This is a genomic window from Mycobacterium sp. NGS18 (genome assembly GCF_059813185.1).
The window spans coordinates 210,195-233,256 of sequence record NZ_JCALEC010000004.1; the positions used below are offsets into that span (position 1 = coordinate 210,195).

General features: G+C 68.7%; 16 protein-coding genes and 1 pseudogene. 8 read left to right on the top strand and 9 right to left on the bottom strand.

Annotated features, from left to right (window positions below; translation table 11 throughout):
- The first annotated feature begins 22 nt into the window (after positions 1-22).
- Positions 23-1,189 carry an acyl-CoA dehydrogenase family protein gene (locus AC5Y31_RS10110; RefSeq protein ID WP_499980068.1) on the top strand — a complete coding sequence of 389 codons (1,167 nt, stop codon included), beginning with the start codon at positions 23-25 and terminating at the stop codon, positions 1,187-1,189.
- Positions 1,190-1,273: 84 nt separating this feature from the next.
- Here the strand turns inward: AC5Y31_RS10110 and AC5Y31_RS10115 are convergent, their stop codons facing one another.
- Complete coding sequence (locus tag AC5Y31_RS10115; RefSeq protein ID WP_499980069.1) at positions 1,274-3,616, bottom strand: PGRS repeat-containing protein; 2,343 nt, start codon at positions 3,614-3,616, stop codon at positions 1,274-1,276.
- Positions 3,617-3,955: 339 nt separating this feature from the next.
- Between AC5Y31_RS10115 and AC5Y31_RS10120 the strand changes: the two genes are divergently transcribed.
- The gene (locus tag AC5Y31_RS10120; RefSeq protein WP_499980071.1) at positions 3,956-4,993 is read left to right on the top strand and encodes a pyridine nucleotide-disulfide oxidoreductase; all 1,038 of its coding nucleotides are present in this window, start codon (positions 3,956-3,958) and stop codon (positions 4,991-4,993) included.
- On the opposite strand, the gene fadD4 is transcribed toward AC5Y31_RS10120, so the two are convergent.
- From fadD4 to AC5Y31_RS10150, 6 genes are all read right to left on the bottom strand, one after another.
- On the bottom strand, positions 4,994-6,511 hold the full coding sequence (gene fadD4, locus AC5Y31_RS10125; protein WP_499980073.1) for a fatty-acid--CoA ligase FadD4: 1,518 nt from the start codon (positions 6,509-6,511) through the stop codon (positions 4,994-4,996).
- Between the two features lie 71 nt (positions 6,512-6,582).
- Positions 6,583-6,966 carry a type II toxin-antitoxin system VapC family toxin gene (locus AC5Y31_RS10130; protein WP_499980075.1) on the bottom strand — a complete coding sequence of 128 codons (384 nt, stop codon included), beginning with the start codon at positions 6,964-6,966 and terminating at the stop codon, positions 6,583-6,585.
- Positions 6,963-7,193: a type II toxin-antitoxin system Phd/YefM family antitoxin gene (locus AC5Y31_RS10135; protein WP_065023674.1), complete on the bottom strand. Its 231-nt coding sequence runs from the start codon at positions 7,191-7,193 to the stop codon at positions 6,963-6,965. The genes AC5Y31_RS10130 and AC5Y31_RS10135 overlap by 4 nt, the downstream gene beginning before the upstream one ends.
- A gap of 110 nt (positions 7,194-7,303) precedes the next feature.
- On the bottom strand, positions 7,304-9,124 hold the full coding sequence (locus tag AC5Y31_RS10140; protein WP_065023675.1) for a phosphoenolpyruvate carboxykinase (GTP): 1,821 nt from the start codon (positions 9,122-9,124) through the stop codon (positions 7,304-7,306).
- A 131-nt stretch (positions 9,125-9,255) separates the two neighbouring features.
- Positions 9,256-11,022: a hypothetical protein gene (locus AC5Y31_RS10145; protein ID WP_499980076.1), complete on the bottom strand. Its 1,767-nt coding sequence runs from the start codon at positions 11,020-11,022 to the stop codon at positions 9,256-9,258.
- Positions 11,019-11,990, bottom strand: coding sequence for a hypothetical protein (locus tag AC5Y31_RS10150; RefSeq protein WP_499980078.1), 972 nt, complete (start codon positions 11,988-11,990; stop codon positions 11,019-11,021). Before AC5Y31_RS10150 ends, AC5Y31_RS10145 begins: the two co-directional genes overlap by 4 nt.
- Before the next feature lie 154 nt (positions 11,991-12,144).
- On the opposite strand from AC5Y31_RS10150, the gene trmB reads away from it, so the two are divergent.
- From trmB to mmpL3, 3 genes are all read left to right on the top strand, one after another.
- Positions 12,145-12,909, top strand: a complete 765-nt coding sequence (gene trmB, locus AC5Y31_RS10155; RefSeq protein WP_499980080.1) for a tRNA (guanosine(46)-N7)-methyltransferase TrmB — start codon at positions 12,145-12,147, stop codon at positions 12,907-12,909.
- A complete protein-coding gene (locus AC5Y31_RS10160) occupies positions 12,906-13,601 on the top strand; it encodes an NYN domain-containing protein (RefSeq protein WP_499980082.1) in 696 nt (231 codons plus the stop codon). The genes trmB and AC5Y31_RS10160 overlap by 4 nt, the downstream gene beginning before the upstream one ends.
- A 71-nt stretch (positions 13,602-13,672) precedes the next feature.
- Positions 13,673-16,528 carry a trehalose monomycolate exporter MmpL3 gene (mmpL3, locus tag AC5Y31_RS10165; RefSeq protein WP_499980084.1) on the top strand — a complete coding sequence of 952 codons (2,856 nt, stop codon included), beginning with the start codon at positions 13,673-13,675 and terminating at the stop codon, positions 16,526-16,528.
- On the opposite strand, the gene AC5Y31_RS10170 is transcribed toward mmpL3, so the two are convergent.
- Complete coding sequence (locus AC5Y31_RS10170; protein WP_499980087.1) at positions 16,488-17,627, bottom strand: AI-2E family transporter; 1,140 nt, start codon at positions 17,625-17,627, stop codon at positions 16,488-16,490. The genes mmpL3 and AC5Y31_RS10170 overlap by 41 nt on opposite strands.
- A gap of 49 nt (positions 17,628-17,676) precedes the next feature.
- Here AC5Y31_RS10170 and AC5Y31_RS10175 point away from each other — a divergent pair, with 49 nt between their 5' ends.
- Positions 17,677-18,885, top strand: a complete 1,209-nt coding sequence (locus tag AC5Y31_RS10175) for a lysylphosphatidylglycerol synthase transmembrane domain-containing protein (protein ID WP_499980354.1) — start codon at positions 17,677-17,679, stop codon at positions 18,883-18,885.
- Between the two features lie 19 nt (positions 18,886-18,904).
- Here AC5Y31_RS10175 and AC5Y31_RS10180 read toward each other — a convergent pair.
- A pseudogene (locus AC5Y31_RS10180) lies at positions 18,905-19,240 on the bottom strand (hemophore); the annotation flags it as partial.
- A 313-nt stretch (positions 19,241-19,553) separates the two neighbouring features.
- Here AC5Y31_RS10180 and AC5Y31_RS10185 point away from each other — a divergent pair.
- Complete coding sequence (locus tag AC5Y31_RS10185; protein ID WP_499980089.1) at positions 19,554-22,541, top strand: MMPL family transporter; 2,988 nt, start codon at positions 19,554-19,556, stop codon at positions 22,539-22,541.
- The gene (locus AC5Y31_RS10190; protein WP_499980091.1) at positions 22,538-23,053 is read left to right on the top strand and encodes a helix-turn-helix domain-containing protein; all 516 of its coding nucleotides are present in this window, start codon (positions 22,538-22,540) and stop codon (positions 23,051-23,053) included. The genes AC5Y31_RS10185 and AC5Y31_RS10190 overlap by 4 nt, the downstream gene beginning before the upstream one ends.
- Positions 23,054-23,062 lie beyond the last annotated feature (9 nt).

Genomic DNA, 23,062 nt, shown 5'->3' on the forward strand with positions numbered 1-23,062 from the left:
AATCCTGACATACGGTGAACCGATGACGTCCCCGCTGAGCGACGAAGAGTCGATTCTGGTCGAGACCGTGCGCCAATTCATCGACCGGGAGGTCAAGCCGTCGGTCCGCGACGTCGAGCACGCCAACACCTACCCGGAGGCGTGGATCGAGCAGATGAAGCACCTGGGGATCTACGGCCTGGCCGTGCCCGAAGAATATGGCGGCACACCGGTGTCGATGCCGTGTTATGTGCAGGTCACGCAGGAACTGGCGCGTGGCTGGATGAGTCTGGCCGGGGCGATGGGCGGGCACACCGTCGTCGCCAAACTGCTGACCCTGTTCGGGACCGCCGAGCAGAAGCGCCGCTACCTGCCGGCCATGGCGACCGGGGAGCTGCGGGCCACCATGGCGCTGACCGAACCGGGCGGCGGCAGCGACCTGCAGAACATGACGACCACCGCGGTATCTTCTCCGGCCACCCCGGACACCCTGGTGATCAACGGTTCCAAGACCTGGATCTCCAATGCCCGCTATTCGGGGTTGATCGCGCTGCTGGCCAAGACCGATCCGAAAGCCACCCCGCGGCACAGGGGCATCTCGGTGGTGTTGGTGGACAACCCGATTGCGGGGCTGACGGTCTCGCGTGATCTGCCCAAGCTGGGATATAAGGGCGTCGAGAGCTGTGAACTCAGCTTCGACGGTTGCCGGGTGCCGGCCACGGCGGTCCTCGGCGGCGCACCCGGCCACGGTTTCGCGCAGATGATGAAGGGCCTGGAGACCGGTCGCATTCAAGTTGCGGCCCGCGCGCTGGGGGTGGCCACCGCGGCGCTGGAGGACGCACTGGCCTACGCCCAGCAACGGGAGAGCTTCGGCCAGCCGATCTGGAAGCATCAAAGCGTCGGCAACTATCTGGCCGACATGGCGACCAAGCTGACCGCCGCACGCCAGCTCACCCGCTACGCCGCCGAACGCTACGACAGCGGCCAGCGCTGCGACATGGAGGCCGGCATGGCCAAGCTGTTCGCCTCCGAGGTGGCCATGGAGATCGCGCTGAACGCGGTGCGCATCCACGGCGGGTACGGCTACTCGACCGAATACGATGTCGAGCGCTATTTCCGGGATGCCCCGCTGATGATCGTCGGCGAAGGCACCAACGAGATCCAGCGCAACGTTATTGCCGCGCAACTGGTTTTGCGCGGCGGGATCTAGCCCCGCCCGGCACGCCCAGCGAAGGCCCAACGAGAAACACCCCGCACGATTGTGCGGGGTGTTTCCCTTGCGCTGTCCGGACTACTACGGGAGGACGGTGGCGGGAGTGCCGGCGTCTCCTGCGCTACCGGCGTTGGGGCCGGTACCGGCGGCACCACCGGTGCCCGCGGTACCACCCGTGCTGCCGGTACCCGGGGTGTCACCCGCGCCGCCGTTGAGGCCGTCGTCGCCCAGGTGCGGGGTGAGCACGTCGCCGCCGTTGCCGCCGTTACCGCCGTTACCGCCGGTAACGTCACCGGCGCCACCGGCGCCACCGTCGCCACCCGCACCACCGTGGACGTTGTCGATCGGGCCCGAGGAGGAGTCACCGGAGGTGGTGGCCCAGTTGGGGTCACCCCAGCGGATGTTGCTGCCCTCGCCGCCGTTACCACCGGCGCCACCGTCGCCGCCGACACCGCCGGAACCGTCGGTGTTCTCCAGGCCCGCGCCACCGGCGCCACCCTGGCCGCCGTTACCGCCGTGCGCACCGCCGGCCTTCAGGTCGCTGCCGCCGTCACCGCCGTTACCACCGGCACCGCCTGTGGCTCCGGAGCCACCTGCGCCGCCCGCACCACCGGTACCGGCAGAGCCCTGCGGCCCCATGGTGCCGGCGCCATCCGGACCCTCAACGGATGCGTTGTCGGTCGGGTCCGCGAGGTTGCCGCCCTTGCCGCCGTTGCCGCCGTTGCCGCCGTCACCGATCTGGCCGTCGCTACCGTTGGCCGCACCGGCACCCGCCGCACCGCCGTCGCCGCCGGCGCCACCGGTGCCGCCGTTGCCCGGCGGGTTGTACAGGCCGTGCACGGAGTCGGTGTCCTCGTGGATCCGGGTGCTGCCCTGACCACCGTCGCCACCGTCGGAGCCGGCACCGCCGACGCCGCCGTTGCCGCCGTTGCCGGCCACGCCGCCGCCGTTACCACCGGCGCCACCGTTACCACCGACCGCGCCGTTGCCACCACTGGTCGCCGGGACGGACGGGTTGATGGTGCCGCCACCGGCAGCAGTCGAGCCGTTGATGCCGTCCACACCGTGGGTGCCGGCCGACGCGTTACCGCCGTTACCGCCGTTACCGCCGTCGCCGTCGACACCGTCGGCACCTGCGTTGGCGCTGGCGCCACCGGCCGCACCGCCGGCAGCCGCAGCCCCGCCGTTACCGCCCTGGCCACCATCGCCACCGTTGGCACCGTTGGCGCCCAGGCCGTTCACCGCCAGGCCGTTGGCACCCGTACCGCCGTCGCCACCGAGGCCACCGTTACCGCCGAGACCACCGTCGCCGTCGACACCGACCGAGCCGTTGGCCGAACCGCCGATACCGGCCGCGCCACCGACGCCACCCTTGCCGCCGACAGCGCCGTCGCCACCGTTACCGCCGACCGCGCCGTTTCCGGAGCCGTTGTTGTCGAACGTCCCGGCGTCACCGGTTGCGCCGTTACCACCGTGGCCACCGCTACCGCCGACACCGCCAGCGCCACCGTTACCGCCGATACCGACGAAGGACGAGCCAGCGCCACCGGCGCCACCGTTACCCGCGACCCCACCGGCAATACCGTTGGTGCCGTTGCCGTCGGAGCCCGTGGAGCCGTTGGTGCCGGTCCAGCCGGCGCCACCGGCGCCACCGTTGCCGCCATTACCCCACGCGCCCATGCCGAAGAAGTCCTGGGCCTGACCGGACGAACCACCGGTACCGCCGTCGCCGGCAGCCAGCGTGGCGGTGCCGTTGCCGCCGGCGCCACCGTCGCCGCCGTTGCCCCACATCTCGCCGCCGTGGCCACCGTTGCCGCCGTCGGCACCCAGGCCACCGGCACCGCCGTCGCCGCCGTTGCCGATACCACCGGCGTGGCCGCCGTTACCGCCGGCCACCTCGTCGAGGTTGGACGACCAGCCGTTGCCGCCGTCGCCGAACCACAGGCCACCGGCCTGGCCGTCGACGCTCTCCGCGGTGCCGTCGGCGCCGTTGCAGATCATGCCGCAGAAGCCGTCGGTGAAGGGCGCGAACATCTGGTTGATCACGCCGTTGACGCTCGAGCCGAAGTCAGAGTTGATCCAGTCCTGCAACAAGCCATGCAACGGCAGATAGAAGCTGTCCTGCCACATCTGGGCGAAGTCGGCGTCGAACAGCCCACCGTCGGCAGCGCCCGGGATGCCCCACGCGGTGGCGTCGAACAGGTCGAAGTTGGACGTGGTGCTGCTGCCCCCAAGGCCGAAGAAATCCCAGAACGCGTCCAAGCCGAAGTCGTCGGCTTGTGCAGCCGGCGCGGCCGCCAGGGGAGCCATCCCGAATGTCAAGAACGCCCCAACCGAGGCCGCGGCCCCGATGGCGCGATCACGCCGCCGCGACCGCTTCTGCCAAGTCTGTGCGCCCTCGTTACCGCGCCGATCGTCTGCCATCGCTGGCGACCCCTTCCTCAATCCTCGCCGAACCTAGCGTGTCCCTTAATGAATCCTGAGCCCCTGTCGGGCGGGTGCTGACGTTAGCGTCAATTCGGCAGGGTGTCCATTTTAGAGAACCGTTCGCTCGGAAAAAGGTCTCTTGTTCATGTTTAGCTTCCGTCACCTCGAGAACGGGCTGTGCTTCACGGGACGCCCGGCGCATTGCCGGCCACTTGGCCTGCTCGGTCGGCGGTGCATCCCGCGAGCAGACCGGCAGGCACCGCCACAAGTCCCGGTTGCGGCCTGCCAAGCGGTCCGGCCCTACCAGCCGGCGGCGGGCGGAGGGACCATCGAGGTATGGACACCTATTCCTGGGCCGTGGTCGGAGCAGGTCCGGCCGGCATCGCCGCGGTGGGCCGGCTGCTCGACCATGGCATTGCTGGGAATGAGATCGCTTGGATAGACCCGGGTTTCGGGGCAGGTGATGTCGGCGGCAAATGGCGTGTGGTCTCCAGTAACACCAAGGTCGGGCTGTTCCTGGACTACTTGAACGCGTCTCCATCGTTTCGCTTCGATGAGGCGCCGGCGTTCGAGGTCACTACCCTCGACCCGGAACAGACCTGTGCGCTCGGCATGGTCGCCGATCCCCTGGTCTGGGTGACCCGGCGGCTGTGCGAGCGCGTTGTTCCGTTGCGGACGGTGGCGACGGAACTCACGCTGCAGGACCGGCGTTGGACCGTGCACACCGAAAGCGGAAAGCTCCGCTCGACGAATGTGATCCTTGCTATCGGGTCGGTTCCCAAGAGCCTCAGCTATCCCGGACTCGAGGAGATCCCGCTCGAGGTGGCACTGGATCCCGGCGAACTTTCGCAGCTGGCCCTCGACGGTGCGACCGTCGCCGTATTCGGCTCGTCGCACTCGTCGATGATCGCCCTACCGAACCTGCTGCAGACCCCGGTACGGAAGGTGATCAATTTCTACCGGAGCCCGCTCAAATACGCGGTGTACCTGAAGGATTGGATTCTCTTCGACGACACCGGACTCAAAGGGGAGGCCGCCCGGTGGGCTCGGGAGAACATCGACGGGACCTATCCGCCGCGCCTGCACAGGTGCTGGGTGGACGGTCCTGAGTTCGGCGAACGCCTCCAGGAGTGCAGCCACGTCGTCTACACCGTGGGGTTCGAGCGCAGACAGCTTCCGCTGACGCCGCAATGGGGCCCACTGACTTACGACGACAGCAACGGGATCTTGGCGCCCGGGCTGTTCGGGATCGGCATCGCGTTTCCCGAATACCGGATAAACCCGTTGGGATCCGGTGAGTACCGGGTCGGCTTGTACAAGTTCATGCAGTTGCTCGACGACGCTCTGCCGCTGTGGCTGCGCTACAGCACGTGATCACACGGAGTATTTCGCCACCAGCTCGTTCTTGTACAGCTTGCCGGTGTCGGTGCGCGGCAGTTGCGCCTCGAAGGAGATCGAACGCGGACACTTGTAGTGCGCCAGCCGATCCCGCAGCCAGGCCGACAGCTCGTCGGCGAAGTCGTCGGTGGCGTCGGACGGATCGACGGTCTGCACCACCGCTTTGACGCGCTGCCCCATCTCGTTGTCAGGAATCCCGAACACCGCCGCGTCCATCACCTTCGGGTGGGTGATCAACAGGTTCTCGGCTTCCTGCGGGTAGATGTTCACACCGCCCGAGATGATCATGTGGTGGCGGCGGTCGGTGAGGTACAGATAGCCGTCCTCGTCGAGGTAGCCGATGTCGCCGACGGTGGCCCACCCGCGGCTGTCGCGCGAATTGGCCGTCTTGTCCGGGTCATTGAGATATTCGAAGGCGTTGCCGCCCTCGAAGTAGATCTCGCCGGGCCGGCCGGCGGGCAGTTCGTTGCCGTCCTCGTCGAGGATGTGCACCCCGCCCATCATCGGCTTGCCGACCGAGCCCGGACGGGCCAGCCACTCCTCGGCGCTGATCAACGTCGAGCCGTGCGCCTCCGAGGAGGCGTAATATTCGTCGACGATCGGCCCCCACCAGTCGATCATCTGCTTCTTGATCTCGACCGGACACGGTGCCGCGGCGTGCATCACCCGTCGCAGGCTGGAGACGTCGTAGGAATTCCGGGCCGCCTCAGGCAGTTTCAGCATCCGGGTGAAATGAGCGGGCACGAACTGGGCGTGGGTGACCCGATAGCGCTGGATCGCGTCGAGGCAGCCCTCCGGATCGAACTTCTCCAGCACCACCGTGGTGATGCCGGCGGCCTGCACTTGCATCGACCACACCGAGGGGGCGGTGTGATACAGCGGCGCCGGGCTCAGGTAGACCGAGTCGGGCGTCATCCAGACCGCCACCAGCATCGACATCAGGCCCGGCGCCTCCGACGGCGGTAGGTGCGGCAGTGCGCGTTTGATGCCCTTGGGCCGGCCGGTGGTGCCGGACGAATACTGCAGCAGGTCGCCCTCGATCTCGTCGTCGATGGGCGTATCGGGTTGATCGGCAACGCATTCGGGGTAACGCTGCCAGCCCGGCAAGTCGTTATCTGCGATCAGCAGCAGGTCGGGAAGGCCATTCGGCAAGTGCTCGGCCAGGTTCTCACACGTCTTGCGTAGCGCCGCTGAAGCGACGATGCCCTTGGCGGAGCTGTTGTCGATGATGTAGGCGGCCTCGGCCGCGGTCAGGTGGGTGTTGATCGGTACGTAGTACAAGCCGCTGCGGCGCGCCGCCCACATGACCGCGTGCATGTGCTCGTTGTTCTCCATGAGGATCGCTACGGTGTCGCCCTCGACGAGGCCGGCGCGGCGGAAGAAGTGCGCCAACCGGTTGGCGCGGGCCTCGAGATCGTCGAAGGTGATGACGATGCCCGACGGGTGCAAGATGATGGCCGGCTTGCCGGCGCCGACGTGTTCCCGAATCTGCATGCGCAGACTGTACCGTCGTCAAACTTGACGGGTGTCAAGTGGTCGGGTTCGGGCCGAGTTCGCTCCAGTGATCAGAGCCGCGCATCCACTGCGGCGGGCAGCGCCTTGAGCAGCTTCGCATCCGCCGTCAGCAGATCGAGGCGCTCGACCTCGGCCTGAGCCACTAGCATCGCGTCGAACTGATCCTTGTGTGGCAGCGCAGCGATATTGCACACCATGGCGTGACGACCGATCATCGGCAGCATGCGGAAGCCGGATTTCCCGACGGCGTCCTCAAAGTCTGCGGGCATCGCGAGCTTGCCGGTAGCCGCTTTGATGGAGATCTCCCAGATGCTGGCCGCAGAGACGAATACCGCCGGGGCAGAAGTCATTCGGGCGCGCGTCCGGTGACCCAAACGTGGACTGTCGTCCAGCGACCAGAGCAGTACGTGGGTATCGAGCAGGAAGCCGGTCATTCAAGCCCGAACTGGGCGTTGAGGGCGCCGTCGACGTCGTCGAAGTGTTCGTCGTCGTAGTGGAGCCGGCCGGATAGAGCTCCGAAGGCGATGTCGATCCGCGAGTGCGGTGTCAGATCGGCGACCGGCCTGCCGGCGCGCGCAATCGTGATCGTCTCACCGTTTTCGACGCGGGCGAGCAGGCTGGACAGATGCGTCTTCGCCTCGTGAATGTTGACCGTCGCCATGACCCGAGCCTACCGGACTTAGTCCAGTCGGACTAAGCACGTTGCCGAGCAGACACATAAGCCCCCAAACGACGGGCGTTTGGGGGCTTATGTGTCTGCTTCGCCGGGTATTAACCCAGGCGCTGCTTGAGGGCGTCGAACTCGTCGCGCAGGCCGGTGGGCAGCTGGTCGCCGATGAACTCGAACCACTCCTCGATCAGCGGCAACTCGGCGCGCCACTCGTCGGCGTCGACGGCCAGCGCCTGCTCCACATCAGCGGGGTCCACGTCCAGCCCGGTGAGTTCCAGATCGGAGGCGTGCGGCACGGTGCCGATCGGGGTGGACTCTCCGGAGCCCTTGCCCTCGACCCGCTCGATGATCCACTTGAGCACCCGGCTGTTCTCGCCGAAGCCCGGCCACAGGAAGCGTCCATCCTCGCCGCGGCGGAACCAGTTGACAAAGAACACCTTCGGCAGCTTGGACTCATCGGAGTTCTTGCCGATGTCGATCCAGTGCTGCATGTAGTGGCCGGCGTTGTAGCCGATGAACGGCAGCATCGCCATCGGGTCGCGGCGCACCGCACCCACCTTGCCTTCGGCGGCGGCGGTCTGCTCGGATCCCATGGTGGCGCCGATGAACACCCCGTGCTGCCAGTCGCGGGCCTCGCTGACCAGCGGGACGGTGGTCTTGCGGCGGGCGCCGAACAGGATCGCCGAGATCGGCACACCGGCCGGGTCGTCCCACTCCGGCGCCAGGATCGGGCACTGCGACATCGGGGTGCAGTAGCGCGAGTTCGGGTGGGCGGCAGGGGTTCCCGACTCGGGCGTCCAGTCGTTGCCCTTCCAGTCGGTGAGGTGCGCAGGCTTCTCGCCGTCGATGCCCTCCCACCAGATGTCGTTGTCGTCGGTGTGGGCGACATTGGTGTAGATGGTGTTGCCCGCCTCGATGGTCTTCATCGCGTTCGGGTTGGAGCTGTTGGAGGTGCCCGGCGCCACCCCGAAGAAGCCGGCCTCCGGGTTCACCGCATACAGCCGGCCGTCCTTGCCGAAGCGCATCCAGGCGATGTCGTCGCCGAGGGTCTCGGCCCGCCAGCCCGGGATCGTGGGCTGGATCATCGCCAGGTTGGTCTTGCCACAGGCCGACGGGAAGGCAGCGGCGATGTAGTAGGCCTTGTTCTCCGGCGAGATCAGCTTGAGGATCAGCATGTGCTCGGCCAGCCAGCCCTCGTCGTGGGCCATCGCCGAGGCGATCCGCAGCGCGTAGCACTTCTTGCCCAGCAGCGCGTTGCCGCCGTAGCCGGAGCCGTAGCTCCAGATCTCCCGGGTCTCCGGGAAGTGGGTGATGTACTTCTCTTCGTTGCAGGGCCAGGGCACGTCCTGCTGCCCCTCGGCCAGCGGCGCACCCACCGAGTGCAGGCCCTTGACGAAGGCGCCGTCGGTACCGATCTTCTCCAGCGCCGCGGTGCCCATCCGGGTCATGATCTTCATCGACGTCACCACGTAGGCCGAGTCGGTGATCTCGACGCCGAGCTTCGGGTCCTCAGCACCCAGCGGCCCCATGCAGAACGGCACCACGTACATCGTGCGGCCCCGCATGCAGCCCCGGTACAGCTCGGTCATGGTGGCCCGCATCTCGTCGGGGTCCATCCAGTTGTTGGTGGGGCCGGCCCCCTCCTTGGTGCGGGTGCAGATGAAGGTCCGGGACTCGACCCGAGCCACGTCGGCGGGGTCGGACAGCGCCAGGTAGGAGTTGGGCTTCTTCGCGTCGTCGAGCTTGACCGCGGTGCCGCCCTCCACCAGCAGGGCCATCAGCCGGTCCCACTCGCCCTCGGAACCGTCGGACCACTCCACCCGGTCCGGCTGGGTCAGCTCAGCGACCTCCTGGACCCAGGCCAGCAACCCGCGGTGTTTCGTCGGGGCGGTGTCCAGACCGGGGATGGTCGCTGAGGTCATGAGCTCTCCTGTTGTAACCTGTGTCACTTCGTGGCGTTGCCGCTGGGTGCGCCGCAGTCCACCTCTTAATGCTTCATTAGATAAGAGGTTACCGTGGATAGCGGCGCGCGGCGAAGCGGGCATACACCCACCTAGTCGGCAACCCTCCGGGCGGTCTCTGACGGACCCGATTCACCCAGTTCATCCGCCGGTCCCAGCGTCGCCTCTCCTCCGTCGAGACTCGCTGAACCGCTCGGCTCATGCGGCGAACCCAGCGTCGCCTCTCCTCCGTCGAGACCCGCTGAACCGCTCGGCTCATGCGGCGAACCCAGCGTCGCCTCTCCTCCGTCGAGACTCGCTGAACCGCTCGGCTCATGCGGCGAACCCAGCGTCGCCTCTCCTCCGTCGAGACTCGCTGAACCGCTCGGCTCATGCGGCGAACCCAGCGTCGCCTCTCCTCCGTCGAGACTCGCTGAACCGCCGAGTTCGGACCGCACCGCGGCCAGCGCCCGCTGCAACGTCGGCAGGTGCCGATCTCGTACCGCGGCGGCCCGGGCGGTCGCCGCGGCGTGCTCGCGCAGCTCCCGGTCCAGCCCGGCGATCCGATCCGCGGCCCGCGCCGCCTCGATTTCGTTGCGCTCGGCCAGTTCGGCGCTCAAAGCCGACTCGGCGGCCACCACCCGAAGGGCCACCAGCTCCTGCAGCGCCGAACGCAGCGCGGCGGTGGCCTCACCCACCCAGCGATCCAGCACCGCCCGGTCACGCAGCAGCCCGCGGATGCGGACCACCCACACCGTGACCGCCACCCCGACGACGACGCACAGCACCGCACCGGCCGCCGTCCACCCCGGGGCCAGGTGCGCGAACAGCCGACTCAGCGTCAATGCCACCCCCAGACCGAAGCCGACGCCGAGCAGCGTCATCAGCTGGGTCTCCAGGCGCCGGGACGTCAGCGCCGGCGCACCGGTCTCGAACTGCGGCGGGGTCGAGGCCGACGCCGCGGCGTCGCCGGACAGGCCCAACTCGTGGGCCACGTCGGCCAGGTGCTCGGCGACCCCTTCGTCGACTTCGGTCACGACCTGCTCCAGCCGGCTTCGCAGGTAGGTCTCGAACTCGGGCAACCGGCGCCGAGTCATGCCCGCGGCGTCCTCGGCGAGCTCGCCGCGCACCGAGGCGCAACGCTTGCGGGCGAAATAGGACAGCTGCACCTTGGCCTGGGCGACGCGGCTGCGCAACGCGATCACCCGCTCGGATTTCGACATCCGCCGCTGCCGCACCACCTCGTCGCGTTGTTCCTGCAGCAACGCCACTCGCGCGCGCCGCCCCTCGGCGCGGGCGTCGCGGTCGATCCGGTCGGCGTCGGTGCGCAGCTGGAACTCCCAGGACCGCAGCCGGTTCCGTCGCTGCACGTCGCTGTCACCGAGCTGTTTGGCCAGTTCGGCAACCAGGTCGTCCACCCGCGGGCCGCCCCGCTCGGGCGCCGCGGCCGCCCCCACCCACGGCACGTCGCGATAGCGGGGCGCGTAGTCGGCAAGGGTCTCGCGAGCCGCGTCCTGCATCTCCCGCCACTGGCGGTGCACGTCGATCTTGGACACCACGCCGATCACCACGTCGGTGTGGGCGGCGGCGGCGTCGAGCAGCGCGCAGTCCGAGTCGGTCAGTGCCGCTGCGGCCGACACCACGAACACCACCGCCGAGGGCACTTCGCCCGGCATCAGGTCGGTGGCTTCCAGCACGCGCCACTCCGGCAGCCGGTCGGCCAGTGCGGAGGCCACCGCGCTCACCCCGGCCAGCCAGGGCCCGGTCACCATGATCGCGTCGCAGCGCCGCACCGCCGGCGGGCGAATCCCCGGGGCGATCTCGGCCACCAAGGCGTCCACGGCGGCGGTCGGGTCGTCGGCGCCTTCAGGGGCGGTCATGAGCGGCCCCGCGTCGCCGCCCAGGCCCGCAACGATCCGCGGGTGATGTCCCCGGCGCAGGCACGCTGGGTCATGCCCATCGGCGCGCTGCGGTAGGCCTGCCACCGGCGCGCCCCCCGCAGCGGTCCACCCGCCACTGCGTGCTCTGGAAGAACGGCCACCGCCGCGGCCATCCGGGCCGCCACCGTCGCGTCGCGGGTCAAGAACTCATCGATGCGTGCCGCGAAATCCCGGCCGACCGCCAGCGCCTCCAGCCGGGCCACCGCCTCCGACATCCGCCGGTGCTGCACCCCGGCGCCCAGCGCGGCCAGCCGGGCCAGCACGCCGTCGACGCCGCTGAGCCGACGCAGTACCGTCCCGGCCTGGGCCACCGTGCCGCCGCGCCGGGCCAGCTCGAGGACTCGCCCGATCCCGGACAGGTCGAGGGTGGCGCAGAGCCGCTCGCGCAGCTGCCGTGGCACGCCGTGCCGGCAACTGACGAAGTGTTCGGCGCAGCTGAGGTCGGCCGGTTCCGCCGCGATCCTGCGCAGCGCCGCCCACAGCCCAGGGTCCAGCCGTTCCTCCAGCGCGGCGCGCGCGAACAACGCCGAGAGCGGTTCGGCCCGCGCCCCGGTGGCGGCTGCGACGCCGGCGACACCGCAATGCCCGGCCAGGTCCGCCTTGTTCAGCACCACCAGCAGCGGCGCACGCCGTGCCACGCGTACCACCGCCGCGGCATCCTCCGGCTTGACCGCTTCGGCGACCACGTAGACCACGGCGTCCGCTTCCGCGTCAGGCCGGTCGGCGACGCGCACTCCGGCGGCGGCCAGTGCCGCAGCGACGCTGCGCCTACCCACCCCGCGCCGGCCGCACACCGCGATCGTCAGCGGCGCGGTGATCTCCGCCGCGATCGACGACAATCCCGGATCGCAGATCTCGCCGGCCAGCCGGGTCAGCTCGGCAGCGAAGAGCTGGTGCCCCTGCGTCACGACCATGCCTCCCACATCGCCCCATCGGCCCGCCCCACTGAGGCCATGTTGTCAGCTGTGCCCGTGTGAAGCGAGTCACCACGGTGCTAACTGTTGGGTATCAATGTGCACCGCGCCGTGGGTACACAACAGTCCATGGGCCACCATGGACTGCATGCATGCGCAGCGCGACGTCGAGACGCCATCAGACGTCGCCGGTATCGAAGCGCCGACTCCACGACGCGCCCGCAATTTCAGTGTCCGCTACCGCCACTCCGCGCTCTCCGCCGGCCAGCGACAAACCTGGGAGCGGCTTTGGCCTCAGTTGGGCGCCGACGTGCTGCCGCCGGAGGGGACCGACCGTCCCGAGCCGCTGGACCCGCACCGCTGGTTCGGCCGTGAGGCCCCGGTGGTGCTCGAGATCGGCTGTGGAGCCGGTAGCTCCACGGTCGCGATGGCCCGCACCGAACCGGATCTCGACGTGATCGCCGTCGAGGTCTACGAGCGCGGGCTGGCGCAGTTGCTCTGCGCGATCGAGCGCGAACAGGTGGGCAACATCCGGCTGCTGCGTGGCGATGGCCTCGACGTGCTCGAACACTTGATCGCCCCGGCTTCGCTGATCGGGGTGCGGGTGTTCTTTCCGGACCCGTGGCCCAAGGCGCGGCACCACAAGCGGCGGCTGCTGCAACCGTCCACCATGGCCCTGATCGCCGATCGGCTGCGGCCGGGCGGGGTTCTGCACGCGGCGACCGACCATGCCGGCTACGCCGAACAGATCGCCGAGTCCGGCGACGGCGAGCCCGGCCTGCGCCGAGTGACAGACCCTTCCAAAGGTGCCGGCTTACCCATCTCGGTCGCCCGGCCCACCACCAAATACGAAGCGAAGGGCCGCAACGCGGGCAGCGCGATCACCGAGCTGATCTGGGAGAAGCCGCTGTGAGCGACACCGTGGCGGAGGTGCCGGGCCCAGCGACGGACATCCCGCACGAACCGGCCTCCCCGGGGCCACCGGCCCGTCGGGTGCTGCTCGTCTGGGACGCCCCGAATCTGGACATGGGTCTGGGTGCGATCCTGGGCCGGCGTCCGACCGGGGTGGAGCGGCCCCGGTTCGACGCGCTGGGCCGCTGGCTGCTCAATCGCACCGCCGAGATCTCTGCGAGCCACCCGCAATGGCCGGTCGAACCCGAGGCCACGGTGTTCACCAACATCGCCCCGGGCAGCGCCGACGTCGTCCGGCCGTGGGTGGAGGCGTTGCGTAACGTGGGTTTCGCGGTCTTCGCCAAGCCGAAGATCGACGAGGACAGCGATGTCGATTCCGACATGCTGGAACACATTGCGTTGCGCAAGGAGCAAGGGCTGGCCGCGGTGGCGGTGGCATCTGCCGACGGCCAGGCGTTCCGGGAACCACTGGAAGAACTCTGCGGGCTGGGCATCGCGGTCTGCGTGCTCGGATTTCGCGAACATGCCAGCTGGGCGCTAGCCTCGGATACCTTGGAGTTTGTCGACCTGGAAGACATTCCTGGTGTGTTCCGGGAGCGGCTGCCGCGGATCAGCTTGGATTCGCTGCCGGAGCAAGGGGCATGGCTGCAGCCGTTCCGGCCGCTGAGCTCACTGCTGGCCTCGCGCGAGTGATAACTGGAGAGCCTGAAATGGGGCGCGCGGGTCGAAAGATCTCTCAACAGACTTTAGTGAGGAGCGTATAGGTGTTCGCCTGGTGGGGTCGAACTGTATACCGCTACCGGTTCATCGTAATCGGCGTGATGGTGGCGCTCTGTCTGGGCGGCGGGGTCTACGGGATGAGCCTGGGCAACCACGTCACCCAGAGCGGTTTCTACGACGACGGCAGCCAGTCGGTGAAGGCATCGGTGCTCGGCGACGAGGCCTACGGCCGCGACCGCACCAGCCATGTGGTGGCGGTCTTCACCGCGCCGAAAGGCGAGACCGTCGATGACAAGCGGTGGTTCGACGGCGTCAAAGATGGGCTGAACCAGGTCAAAAGCGACCATCCCGACCAGATCATGAGCTGGGTCGGCTACTTCACCAATCCCGAAGCGCTGGCCACCATGGCCGACCCCGACAAGAAGCACGCGTTCGCGTCGATCCAGCTCAAGGGCGACGACGACGACACCATCTTGAAGAACTACCAGGCGGTCGAGCCCGATCTGCAAAAACTCGACGGCGGCAAGGTCGAACTGGGCGGCCTGCAGCCGATCGCCAGTGAATTGACCGGCACCATCGCCAGCGACCAGAAGCGGATGGAGGTGCTGGCGCTGCCGTTGGTGGCGGTGGTGCTGTTCTTCGTGTTCGGCGGGGTGATCGCCGCCAGCCTGCCGGTCATCGTGGGCGGTTTGAGCATTGCCGGCGCAACCGGCATCCTGCGGTTCGCTGCCATGTTCGGGCCGATCAACTTCTTCGCCCAACCGGTGGTGTCGCTGATCGGCCTCGGTATCGCGATCGACTACGGCCTGTTCGTGGTGAGCCGATTTCGTGAGGAGATCGCCGAGGGCTACGACACCGAGGCGGCGGTCCGCCGTTCGGTGATGACCGCCGGACGCACCGTGGTGTTCTCGGCGGTGCTGATCATCGTGTCGGGAGCCAGCCTGCTCGTGCTGCCGCAGGGCTTCGTCAAGGCGATCACGTACGCGATCTTCGCCTCGGTGGGGCTGGCGGCCCTGCTGTCGATCACCCTGCTGCCGGCCATTCTCGGCGTGCTGGGCACCAACGTGGACGCGCTGGGGGTGCGCACCCTCTACCGCATTCCGTTCCTGCGGGATTGGGAGTTCTCCAACCGCATCATCGGCTGGTTCGCCGAGAAGACTCAGAAGACCAAGACCCGCGAAGAGGTCGAGGCCGGGTTCTGGGGCAAGCTGGTCAACTTCGTGATGCAACGACCGCTGGTCTTCGCGATCCCCATCGTGGTCGCGATGATCCTGCTGATCATCCCGCTGGGCAAGCTGACGTTCGGCGGGATGAGCGAGAAGTATCTCCCGCCGGACAACACCGCCCGGATGGCCCAGGAGCAATTCGACGAGATTTTCCCCGGCTTCCGCACCGAGAAGCTGACGCTGGTGATCAAGAGCGACAACGACAAACCGGTTACCGACCAGCAGGTCGCCGAGGTGCGCAGTCGGGCGATGTCGATCAGCGGGTTCGTCGTCCCCGAGGACGACCCCGACGAGATGTGGAAGGAACGGCCTTATCTGCCCGGGGCTTCGAAGGAAACTTCAACCCGGGTGATCGAGAACGGCTTGATCGACCGCGACGACGCCGCGCAGAAGATCAAGGCGCTGCGCCATATGAGCACCCCCAAGGGCCTCGACGTGTTGGTCGGGGGCACCCCCGCACTTGAGCAGGACAGCATCCACGCGTTGGTCAGCCAAGGGCCGCTGATGCTGTTCATCCTGCTCACCACCACCACGTTGTTGATGTTCCTGGCGTTCGGGTCGCTGGTGCTGCCATTGAAGGCCGCGGTGATGAGCGCGCTCACCCTTGGGTCGACGATGGGCATCCTGACGTGGATATTCGTCGACGGGCACGGCGCCGGGCTGCTGAACTTCACCCCCACGCCGCTGATGGTGGTGGTGATCGCGCTGGTGGTCGCGGTCGGCTGGGGTCTGGCCACCGACTACGAGGTCTTCCTGGTCTCCCGGATGGTGGAGGCCCGAGAATCCGGGATGTCCACCGCCGAGGCGATCCGGATCGGCACGGCAACCACTGGTCGTCTTATCACCGCGGCCGCGCTGATCCTGGCGGTGGTCGCGGCGTCGTTCGTGTTCTCCGATCTGGTGATGATGAAGTATCTGGCGTTCGGCCTGATGGCGGCGCTGTTGCTGGATGCCACCGTGGTCCGGATGTTCCTGGTGCCGTCGGTGATGAAACTGCTCGGCGACGACTGCTGGTGGGCTCCACGCTGGATGAAGCGCCTTCAGAACCGGATTGGGCTGGGCGAGATCCGGCTGCCCGACGAGCGGCGCAAGGTGACCCGCCGCTTCCCGGCTGCGACGCCCGCGCCGGCAGGGGTAGGCGCCGGCGCCCCGCGCCCCGCGCACGATCCGACTCACCCCGCCCCGAGCGGGTCGACCCAGGCTCGCTCACGGGCCAGTGAGCAGTTGCCGACCCGGCCGGTGACCGGCAACCCGTCGGGCGCCCGGACCAGCCGGATCAACACCGGTTCGCCTGATGCGCCGACCACCCGGTTCTCCGCCACCGATGCGGTGACCGAGCGGGTGGAATCACCGGGCGACGTTCCGGAGCGCGAGATCGAGTCATGGCTCGGCGAACTGCGGGGCGGGCGTGGCGACGAGCGCACGCGCTCGCTGCCGGTGCCGCCGCAGGACGCCGGCGACGACGAAAACGCCCCGACCACCGCCATCCCGGTTCCGGGGTCCCAAGGCGCCCCTTCCGATCCGGACAACCCGCCGACCGAGAAGCTCACCGCTCCGGGCGACAAGGCCGACAAGACCGACAAGGGCGACAAGGGCGGGGACAACCCGCAGCGCCGCGGTGCCGCCGGTGGTCTCAGTGCGGCGGAGCTGCTGCGCCGGGAGGGCCGGTACTGACCTCGTCGGGTTCGGCTTCGAGCAAGCCGCCCTCGGACGCGTCGTCGTCTGACGAACCGACCAGTACCCGCACCGCCCGGTCGATGAAGGCGATCGTCGGGACCGCCAGCAGCGCGCCGACGATGCCCGCCAGGATCCCGCCGGTGGAGATGCCCAGCACCACCGCCAGCGGGTGGATCGACACCGCGCGGCCCATCACCAACGGCTGCAGCACGTGGGCTTCCAGCTGGTTGACCGCGATGATCACGCCCAGAGTGATCAGCCCATAGACCCAGCCCTTGGCTATCAGGGCGACGAGCACCGCCAGCAGGCCGGTGAGTACCGCACCGACCAGCGGGACGAAAGCTCCCAGGAAAACCAGCGAGGCCAGTGGCAAGGCCAACGGCACCGCCATGATCGCCAGCCCGACGCCGATGCCGACGGCGTCGACCAGCGCCACCAAGAAGGTGGCCCGGATGTAACCGATCAGCGACTCGAAACCCGCGACCCCGGCCGCATGCACGCGGTCGCGCACCTCGCTCGGGAAGAACTTGACGACGAACTGCCAGATGTTACGGCCGCCGTAGAGGAAGAAGATCAGGGTGAACAGCACGACGAAGGCGCCGGTGAAGATCTTGGTGATGGTCTCCGCGGTCGACAGCGCCCCGCTGGTCAGTTTGGCCTGATTGTTGCGCAAGCCGTTGATCACGGTTTCGCCGGCGCTGTCGATCTGCTCGCTGCTCAGATGCAGGGGGCCCTCGGTCAGCCACCGCTGAGTCGAGTTGACCACCTGGGTGACCTGTTCGACCAGCCCGGGCACCCCGTCGATGAACTGGTCGACCACGAAGCTCAGCAATCCGGCGAGCACCGCCACCCCGCCGAGCAGCAACAGAAACACCGCCAGGCCGCGGGGCAGGCCGCGCCGGTCGAGCCAATCCACGCCGGGCAGCAACAACGCCGACATCATCATCGCCAGCGCCACCGGGACGACGATCACTTCCAGTCGCCGGGCGATCAACAGCACCACCAGCGCCGCGGCGAACAACACCAGTAGGCGCCAGGCCCACGCCGCCGCTTTGCGCACCGTCGGATGTACGGATTCGTCTGTGCTGGCTGACATCCCGGTAGCGTAACGATGCCGCAGCAGGAGCACATCGACTAGTGAGAATATCGGTGGTGCCCGGCTAACCTCTAGTTTCGTGTCCCACGACGTAATCGGTGTCCCGACCCGGGTCCCGCAACGTCTCACCGGCGTCCGCACCTGGGCGCGTCCGGTGGTCCTCGGTCTGGTCGCGGTGGTGCTGACCGTCGAGGTGGTGCTGGTGTGGGATCAGCTCGCCGCGGCGTGGCGCAGCCTGTGCAGCGCCGACCGGCGCTGGCTGTTCGGCGCGATCCTGGCAGCAGCGGCGTCCATGCACAGCTTCGCCCAGATCCAGCGCACCCTGCTGCGCTCGGCGGGGGTGCGCGTCACCCAGTGGCGATCCGAGGCCGCCTTCTACGCCGCCAACTCGCTGTCCACCACGCTGCCGGGCGGTCCGGTGCTGTCGACGACGTTCCTGTATCGCCAGCAGCGGCGCTGGGGTGCCTCGCCGGTGGTGGCGTCGTGGCAGCTGGTGATGTCGGGAGTGCTGCAGGCGCTCGGGCTGGCGCTATTGGGGCTCGGTGGCGCTTTCCTGCTCGGTGCGCGCAGCAACCCGTTCTCGCTGCTGTTCACCCTCGGCGGCTTCGTCGCGCTGCTGTTGCTGGCCCAGTCGGTCGCGGCCCGGCCGGAGTTGATCGACGGTATCGGTGTGCGGGTGCTGTGCTGGGTCAACTCGGTGCGCGACAAGCCCGCCGACACCGGCCTGGCGACCTGGCGCCGGCTGCTGGGGCAACTGGAGTCGGTCAGCCTGGGCCGCCGCGCGGCGTCGACGGCATTCGGCTGGTCGTTGTTCAACTGGGTCGCCGACGTCGCCTGCCTGGCCTGCGCGGCCTACGCCGCCGGGGGGCGGGCATCGGTGGCCGGTTTGACGGTGGCCTATGCCGCCGCCCGCGCCGCGGGAACGATTCCCGTCATGCCGGGCGGACTGCTGGTCGTCGAGGCCGTGTTGGTACCCGGCCTGGTGTCCAGCGGGCTGACCTTGCCGGAAGCGATCTCCGCGGTGCTGATCTACCGGATGATCAGCTGGCTGCTGGTCGGCGCCATCGGCTGGGTGGTGTTCTTCTTCGTCTTCCGCACCGACGACGCGGCCGAGGACGGCGCTACCGAACCGCCACCGGCTGGGTTACGCCCCCGGCCGGCGGGCCACTCACCGGCAGGCCGCCGCCGGGCAGACCGCCCGGCAGGCCACCCTGGGCCTGGGCGGCCTGCAACAGCCCGAGCACCTGCGGCAGGCTGACGGCCAGCTTGCACCGGTCACTCATCTCTTGCACCGGCGCGGTGATCTTGGCCAGGTCGTCGCCGACCTTCGGATTGGCGTCGAAGTAGCCCTTGAGGTTCGCCAGGGTCTGCGGGCCGGGTTGCTGCTGCAGCGCCCCGGTCAGCACCTGGTTGGTGTCGGGGTGCGAGTCGAGGTAGTCACCGGCCGAGGTGACGGCTTTGCCCACTGTCCGGGCCACCTCGCTGGCCACGCAGGGATCCTTGGACGCGGTCGCCGACGGCGTGGACGGGCCGGCCAGCACCGCGGCAGTGACGCCGCCTCCCACACAGGCGGCAATGACACCGAGGCCGGACAGGGCACGGGTGGTCTTCACGAATTCTCCTCAGGGCCGGGGATTTGCGCCTCGGGTCCGCCACGTTGCGGACAACACTCGGGGTGTTCGGTATCGGTGGGACGTCTCCCGGCAGCAACGGCACGATCCGGGGGTCCGTGCGCCATCCTGTCAGCCTTGATCGAGCGTCGCCACCCGAGCGCACGTCGGCCTGGTCACAGTGCGGTTCCCGGACGGCATCAGACCAGCTCAGAGGCGACGGGAAACCCCCGGCGCAGTGGTCGGCTGCGGTAGGCTCGCAGCACGCGACGCACCGGTGCGGGCGAGAGCGGGGAGAGCCGAGATCCAGCAGTTCATGATGCGCTTCAGCAGCAACCTGCGCAGATTCCGCTGGGTGGTCTTCACAGGTTGGCTTCTGGCTGTGATCCCCTCCCTCTACCTGGCCGGAACCCAATCCGGCCACCTCACCGGCGGGGGCTTCGAGGTGGCGGGGTCCCAGTCGCTGAACGTGCAGTATCAGCTCGAGGAACACTTCCCCGACCAGGGCGCCTCGCCGCTCGCTCTGGTGGCCGCGCCCCGCGCCGATGCCACCTACCAGGACATGAAGAACGCCGTCGCACTGCTTCAGCGCGTCGCCGCGGAGGCGTCCAGCGTCACGGTGCTGCCCGATCGGACCCAGCCGCCGCCGCGCCCCGACCGGCCCTACGTGGTGTCGCTGCGGGTGGACTTCAACAACACCGGCGCGGTCGACGTCGCCAAGAAGCTGCGGGCCAAGCTGGGGGTGGAAGGCGACCAGCCCGGCCGGATCGAGAACGGCTCGGTGAATCTGTATGTGATCGGCCAGGGCGCGCTGGGGGCGGCGGCGTCGGCGAAGACCAAGCAGGACATCGCGGACGCCGAACAATGGAACATGCCGATCGTGCTGATCGTGTTGCTGGCGGTGTTCGGTTCGCTGGCCGCCGCCGCCATCCCGCTGGCGCTCGGGATCGGCACCGTCATCGTCACCATGGGGCTGGTCTATCTGCTGTCGATGTTCACCGCGATGTCGGTGTTCGTCACCTCGACGGTGTCGATGTTCGGGATCGCGCTGGCGATCGACTACTCGCTGTTCATCCTGATGCGCTACCGCGAAGAACTGCGGGCCGGCCGCCAGCCGCAGGAGGCCGCCGACGCGGCCATGGCGACATCCGGACTGGCCGTGGTGCTGTCCGGCCTGACCGTGGTGGCCTCCCTGACCGGCATCTACCTGATCAACACCCCGGTGCTGGTGTCGATGGCCACCGGGGCGATCCTGGCTGTCTCGGTTGCGGTACTGGCCGCGGTCACCCTCACCCCTGTGGTGTTGGCGGTGTTCGGCCGCCCGGTCGCCAAACGCTCGGCGCTGCTGCACTGGGCGCGCACCCCGCAGGCCGTCCAGTCCCGGTTCTGGACCCGCTGGACGGCGTGGGTGATGCGCCGCCCCTGGGTGTCGGCGCTGCTGGCCGCCGGGTTCCTGCTGACGATCGCGGCGCCGGCGCTGTCGCTGGAGCAGGGCAATAGCATGCTGCACCAGTTCGACTCCTCCCATGAGATCCGGGGCGGAGTGGCCGCGGCGGCGCAGGCCCTTGGCCCCGGCGCGTTGGGGCCGATCCGGGTGCTGGTCACCATCCCCGACGCGCACGCATCGGCGCCCGAGCACGCCCAGACGTTCCTGGCGGTCCGCCAGGCGATGACGCAGGCCCCCAACATCGCCTCGGTGTCCCCACCGGTCTTCGGCGACGACGACAGCAGCGGGCTGCTGTCTGCGGTGCTGTCGGTCGATCCCGAGGACATGGCCGCACGCGAGACCATCGACTGGATGCGCGAACACCTGCCCGAAGCGGCCGGATCGCCGTCGGTGCGGGTCGACGTCGGTGGGCCCACCGCGTTGATCAAGGACTTCGACGACCGGGTCGCGGCGGCCGAACCGCTGGTGCTGGTCTTCGTGGCCGTGATCGCGTTCCTGATGCTGTTGATCTCGATCCAGTCGGTGTTCCTGGCGTTCAAGGGCGTCGTGATGACCGTGCTGTCGGTGGCGGCCGCCTACGGAAGCCTGGTCGCGGTGTTCCAGTGGGGGTGGCTGGAGCGACTCGGGTTCGCGCCCACCGGCTCGATCGACAGCTTCATCCCGCCGATCGTTCTGGCGATGACGTTCGGCCTGTCGATGGACTACGAGATCTTCCTGCTGACCCGGATCCGGGAGCGTTTTCTGCAGTCCGGCAACACCCACGACGCCGTCGCCCACGGGGTGAGCACCAGTGCGCGCACCATCACCAGCGCCGCTTTGATCATGATCGCGGTGTTCATCGGCTTCGCGTTCGCCGGCATGCCCTTGGTCGCCGAACTCGGGGTGGCCTGCGCGGTGGCGATCGCGGTGGACGCCACGGTGGTGCGGTTGGTGCTGGTGCCGGCGCTGATGAAGATGTTCGACGAGTGGAACTGGTGGCTGCCGCGCTGGCTGGCCCGGATCCTGCCCTCGGTGGACTTCGAGAAGCCGTTGCCCACAGTCGATCTGGGCGACGTCGTGGTGATCCCCGATGACATCTCCGCGCTGATCACGCCCAGCGCCGACCTTCGGGTGGTGGTCAAGTCGGCGGCGAAGCTCAAAGAACTGGTTCCCGACGCCGTCTGCGTCGGCGACCCGCTGGCACTGCGCGGCTGCGGCCTTGCCGAGATAGCAACCAGCAAGATCGAAGTGCTACCGGTCGGTGCGGCGGCGGTGCCCGCCGGCGGCAAGACGAGGGCCCACGCGCTGGCCAGGCTGGCCGGCGGCTGGCAGTCCCGGACCGGCACCGGCCGGGCGATGCCGAAGGCGGTGCGGCCGGTGCACCCGGTGACGGTGTGGCGGCGCCGGCTCGCGGTCGCGCTCGACGCGCTGGAGACCGAGGCGTGGGTAGCAAACGAGATCGGGCTCGAGGGCCCGACGTTGACGCGTCGCCGCCCAATGGAGACCGCGGCCGTGCAACTGCCCACCGGCGACCGGCTGCAGATTCCCACCGGCGCCGAGACACTGCGGCTCAAGGGCTACCTGCTGATGTCACGTAACAGCCGCCGGGACTACTCCGAGCTCGCCGAGCTCGCCGACGTACTGGACCCGAAAACCGTTGCTGAGGCACTCAAGGGGATCGACAAGTACTACTCTGGGCAACCAGCCGAACGACAATGGATGGCCACGCAGCTGGTCTGTCGGCTCGCCGACCCGGCACCCGCCGAACGCGTGGAGGACGACTCCGGCGACGGTGCGCCCCGCGCGGGCACGGACTGGGAACACGTCCGGGGACGCTGCCTGGCGGTTGCGGTGGCGATGCTGGAGGAGGCGAGGTGACGTTGGCCGCGGACCGACGCAGCGGATCGCTGCCACGCCGGGGACATTCCCGGCCCGATTCCCGGCCCGGCAACACCGACCGGCCGGTGGAGTTCTGGCCGACCTCCGCCATCCGCTCGGCGCTACAGTCCGGCGATATCGCCACTTGGCAGCTGATCGTGGTGGCGCTCAAGCGTGACCCGTACGGGCGCACCGCTCGCCAGGTCGAAGAGGTGCTGGAGGGCACCGAACCCTACGGCATCTCCAAGGCGCTCTCGGAGGTACTGGCCCGCGCCCGCGACCACCTGGAGGCCAACGAACGCGCCGAGGTCGCCCGCCACGTGCGGGTGTTGATCGAGCGGTCGGGCCTGAGCCGTCAGGAGTTCTGCTCGCGGGTCGGAGTGCCCGCCGACACGCTGAGCGAATACCTGGACGGCACGGTCAGTCCGCCGGCCTCGCTGATGATCCGGATGCGCCGACTGTCGGACCGGTTCGTCAAGCTGCACACCCGCGGCGCCCCCGACGCCATCTGATGGCGCGCG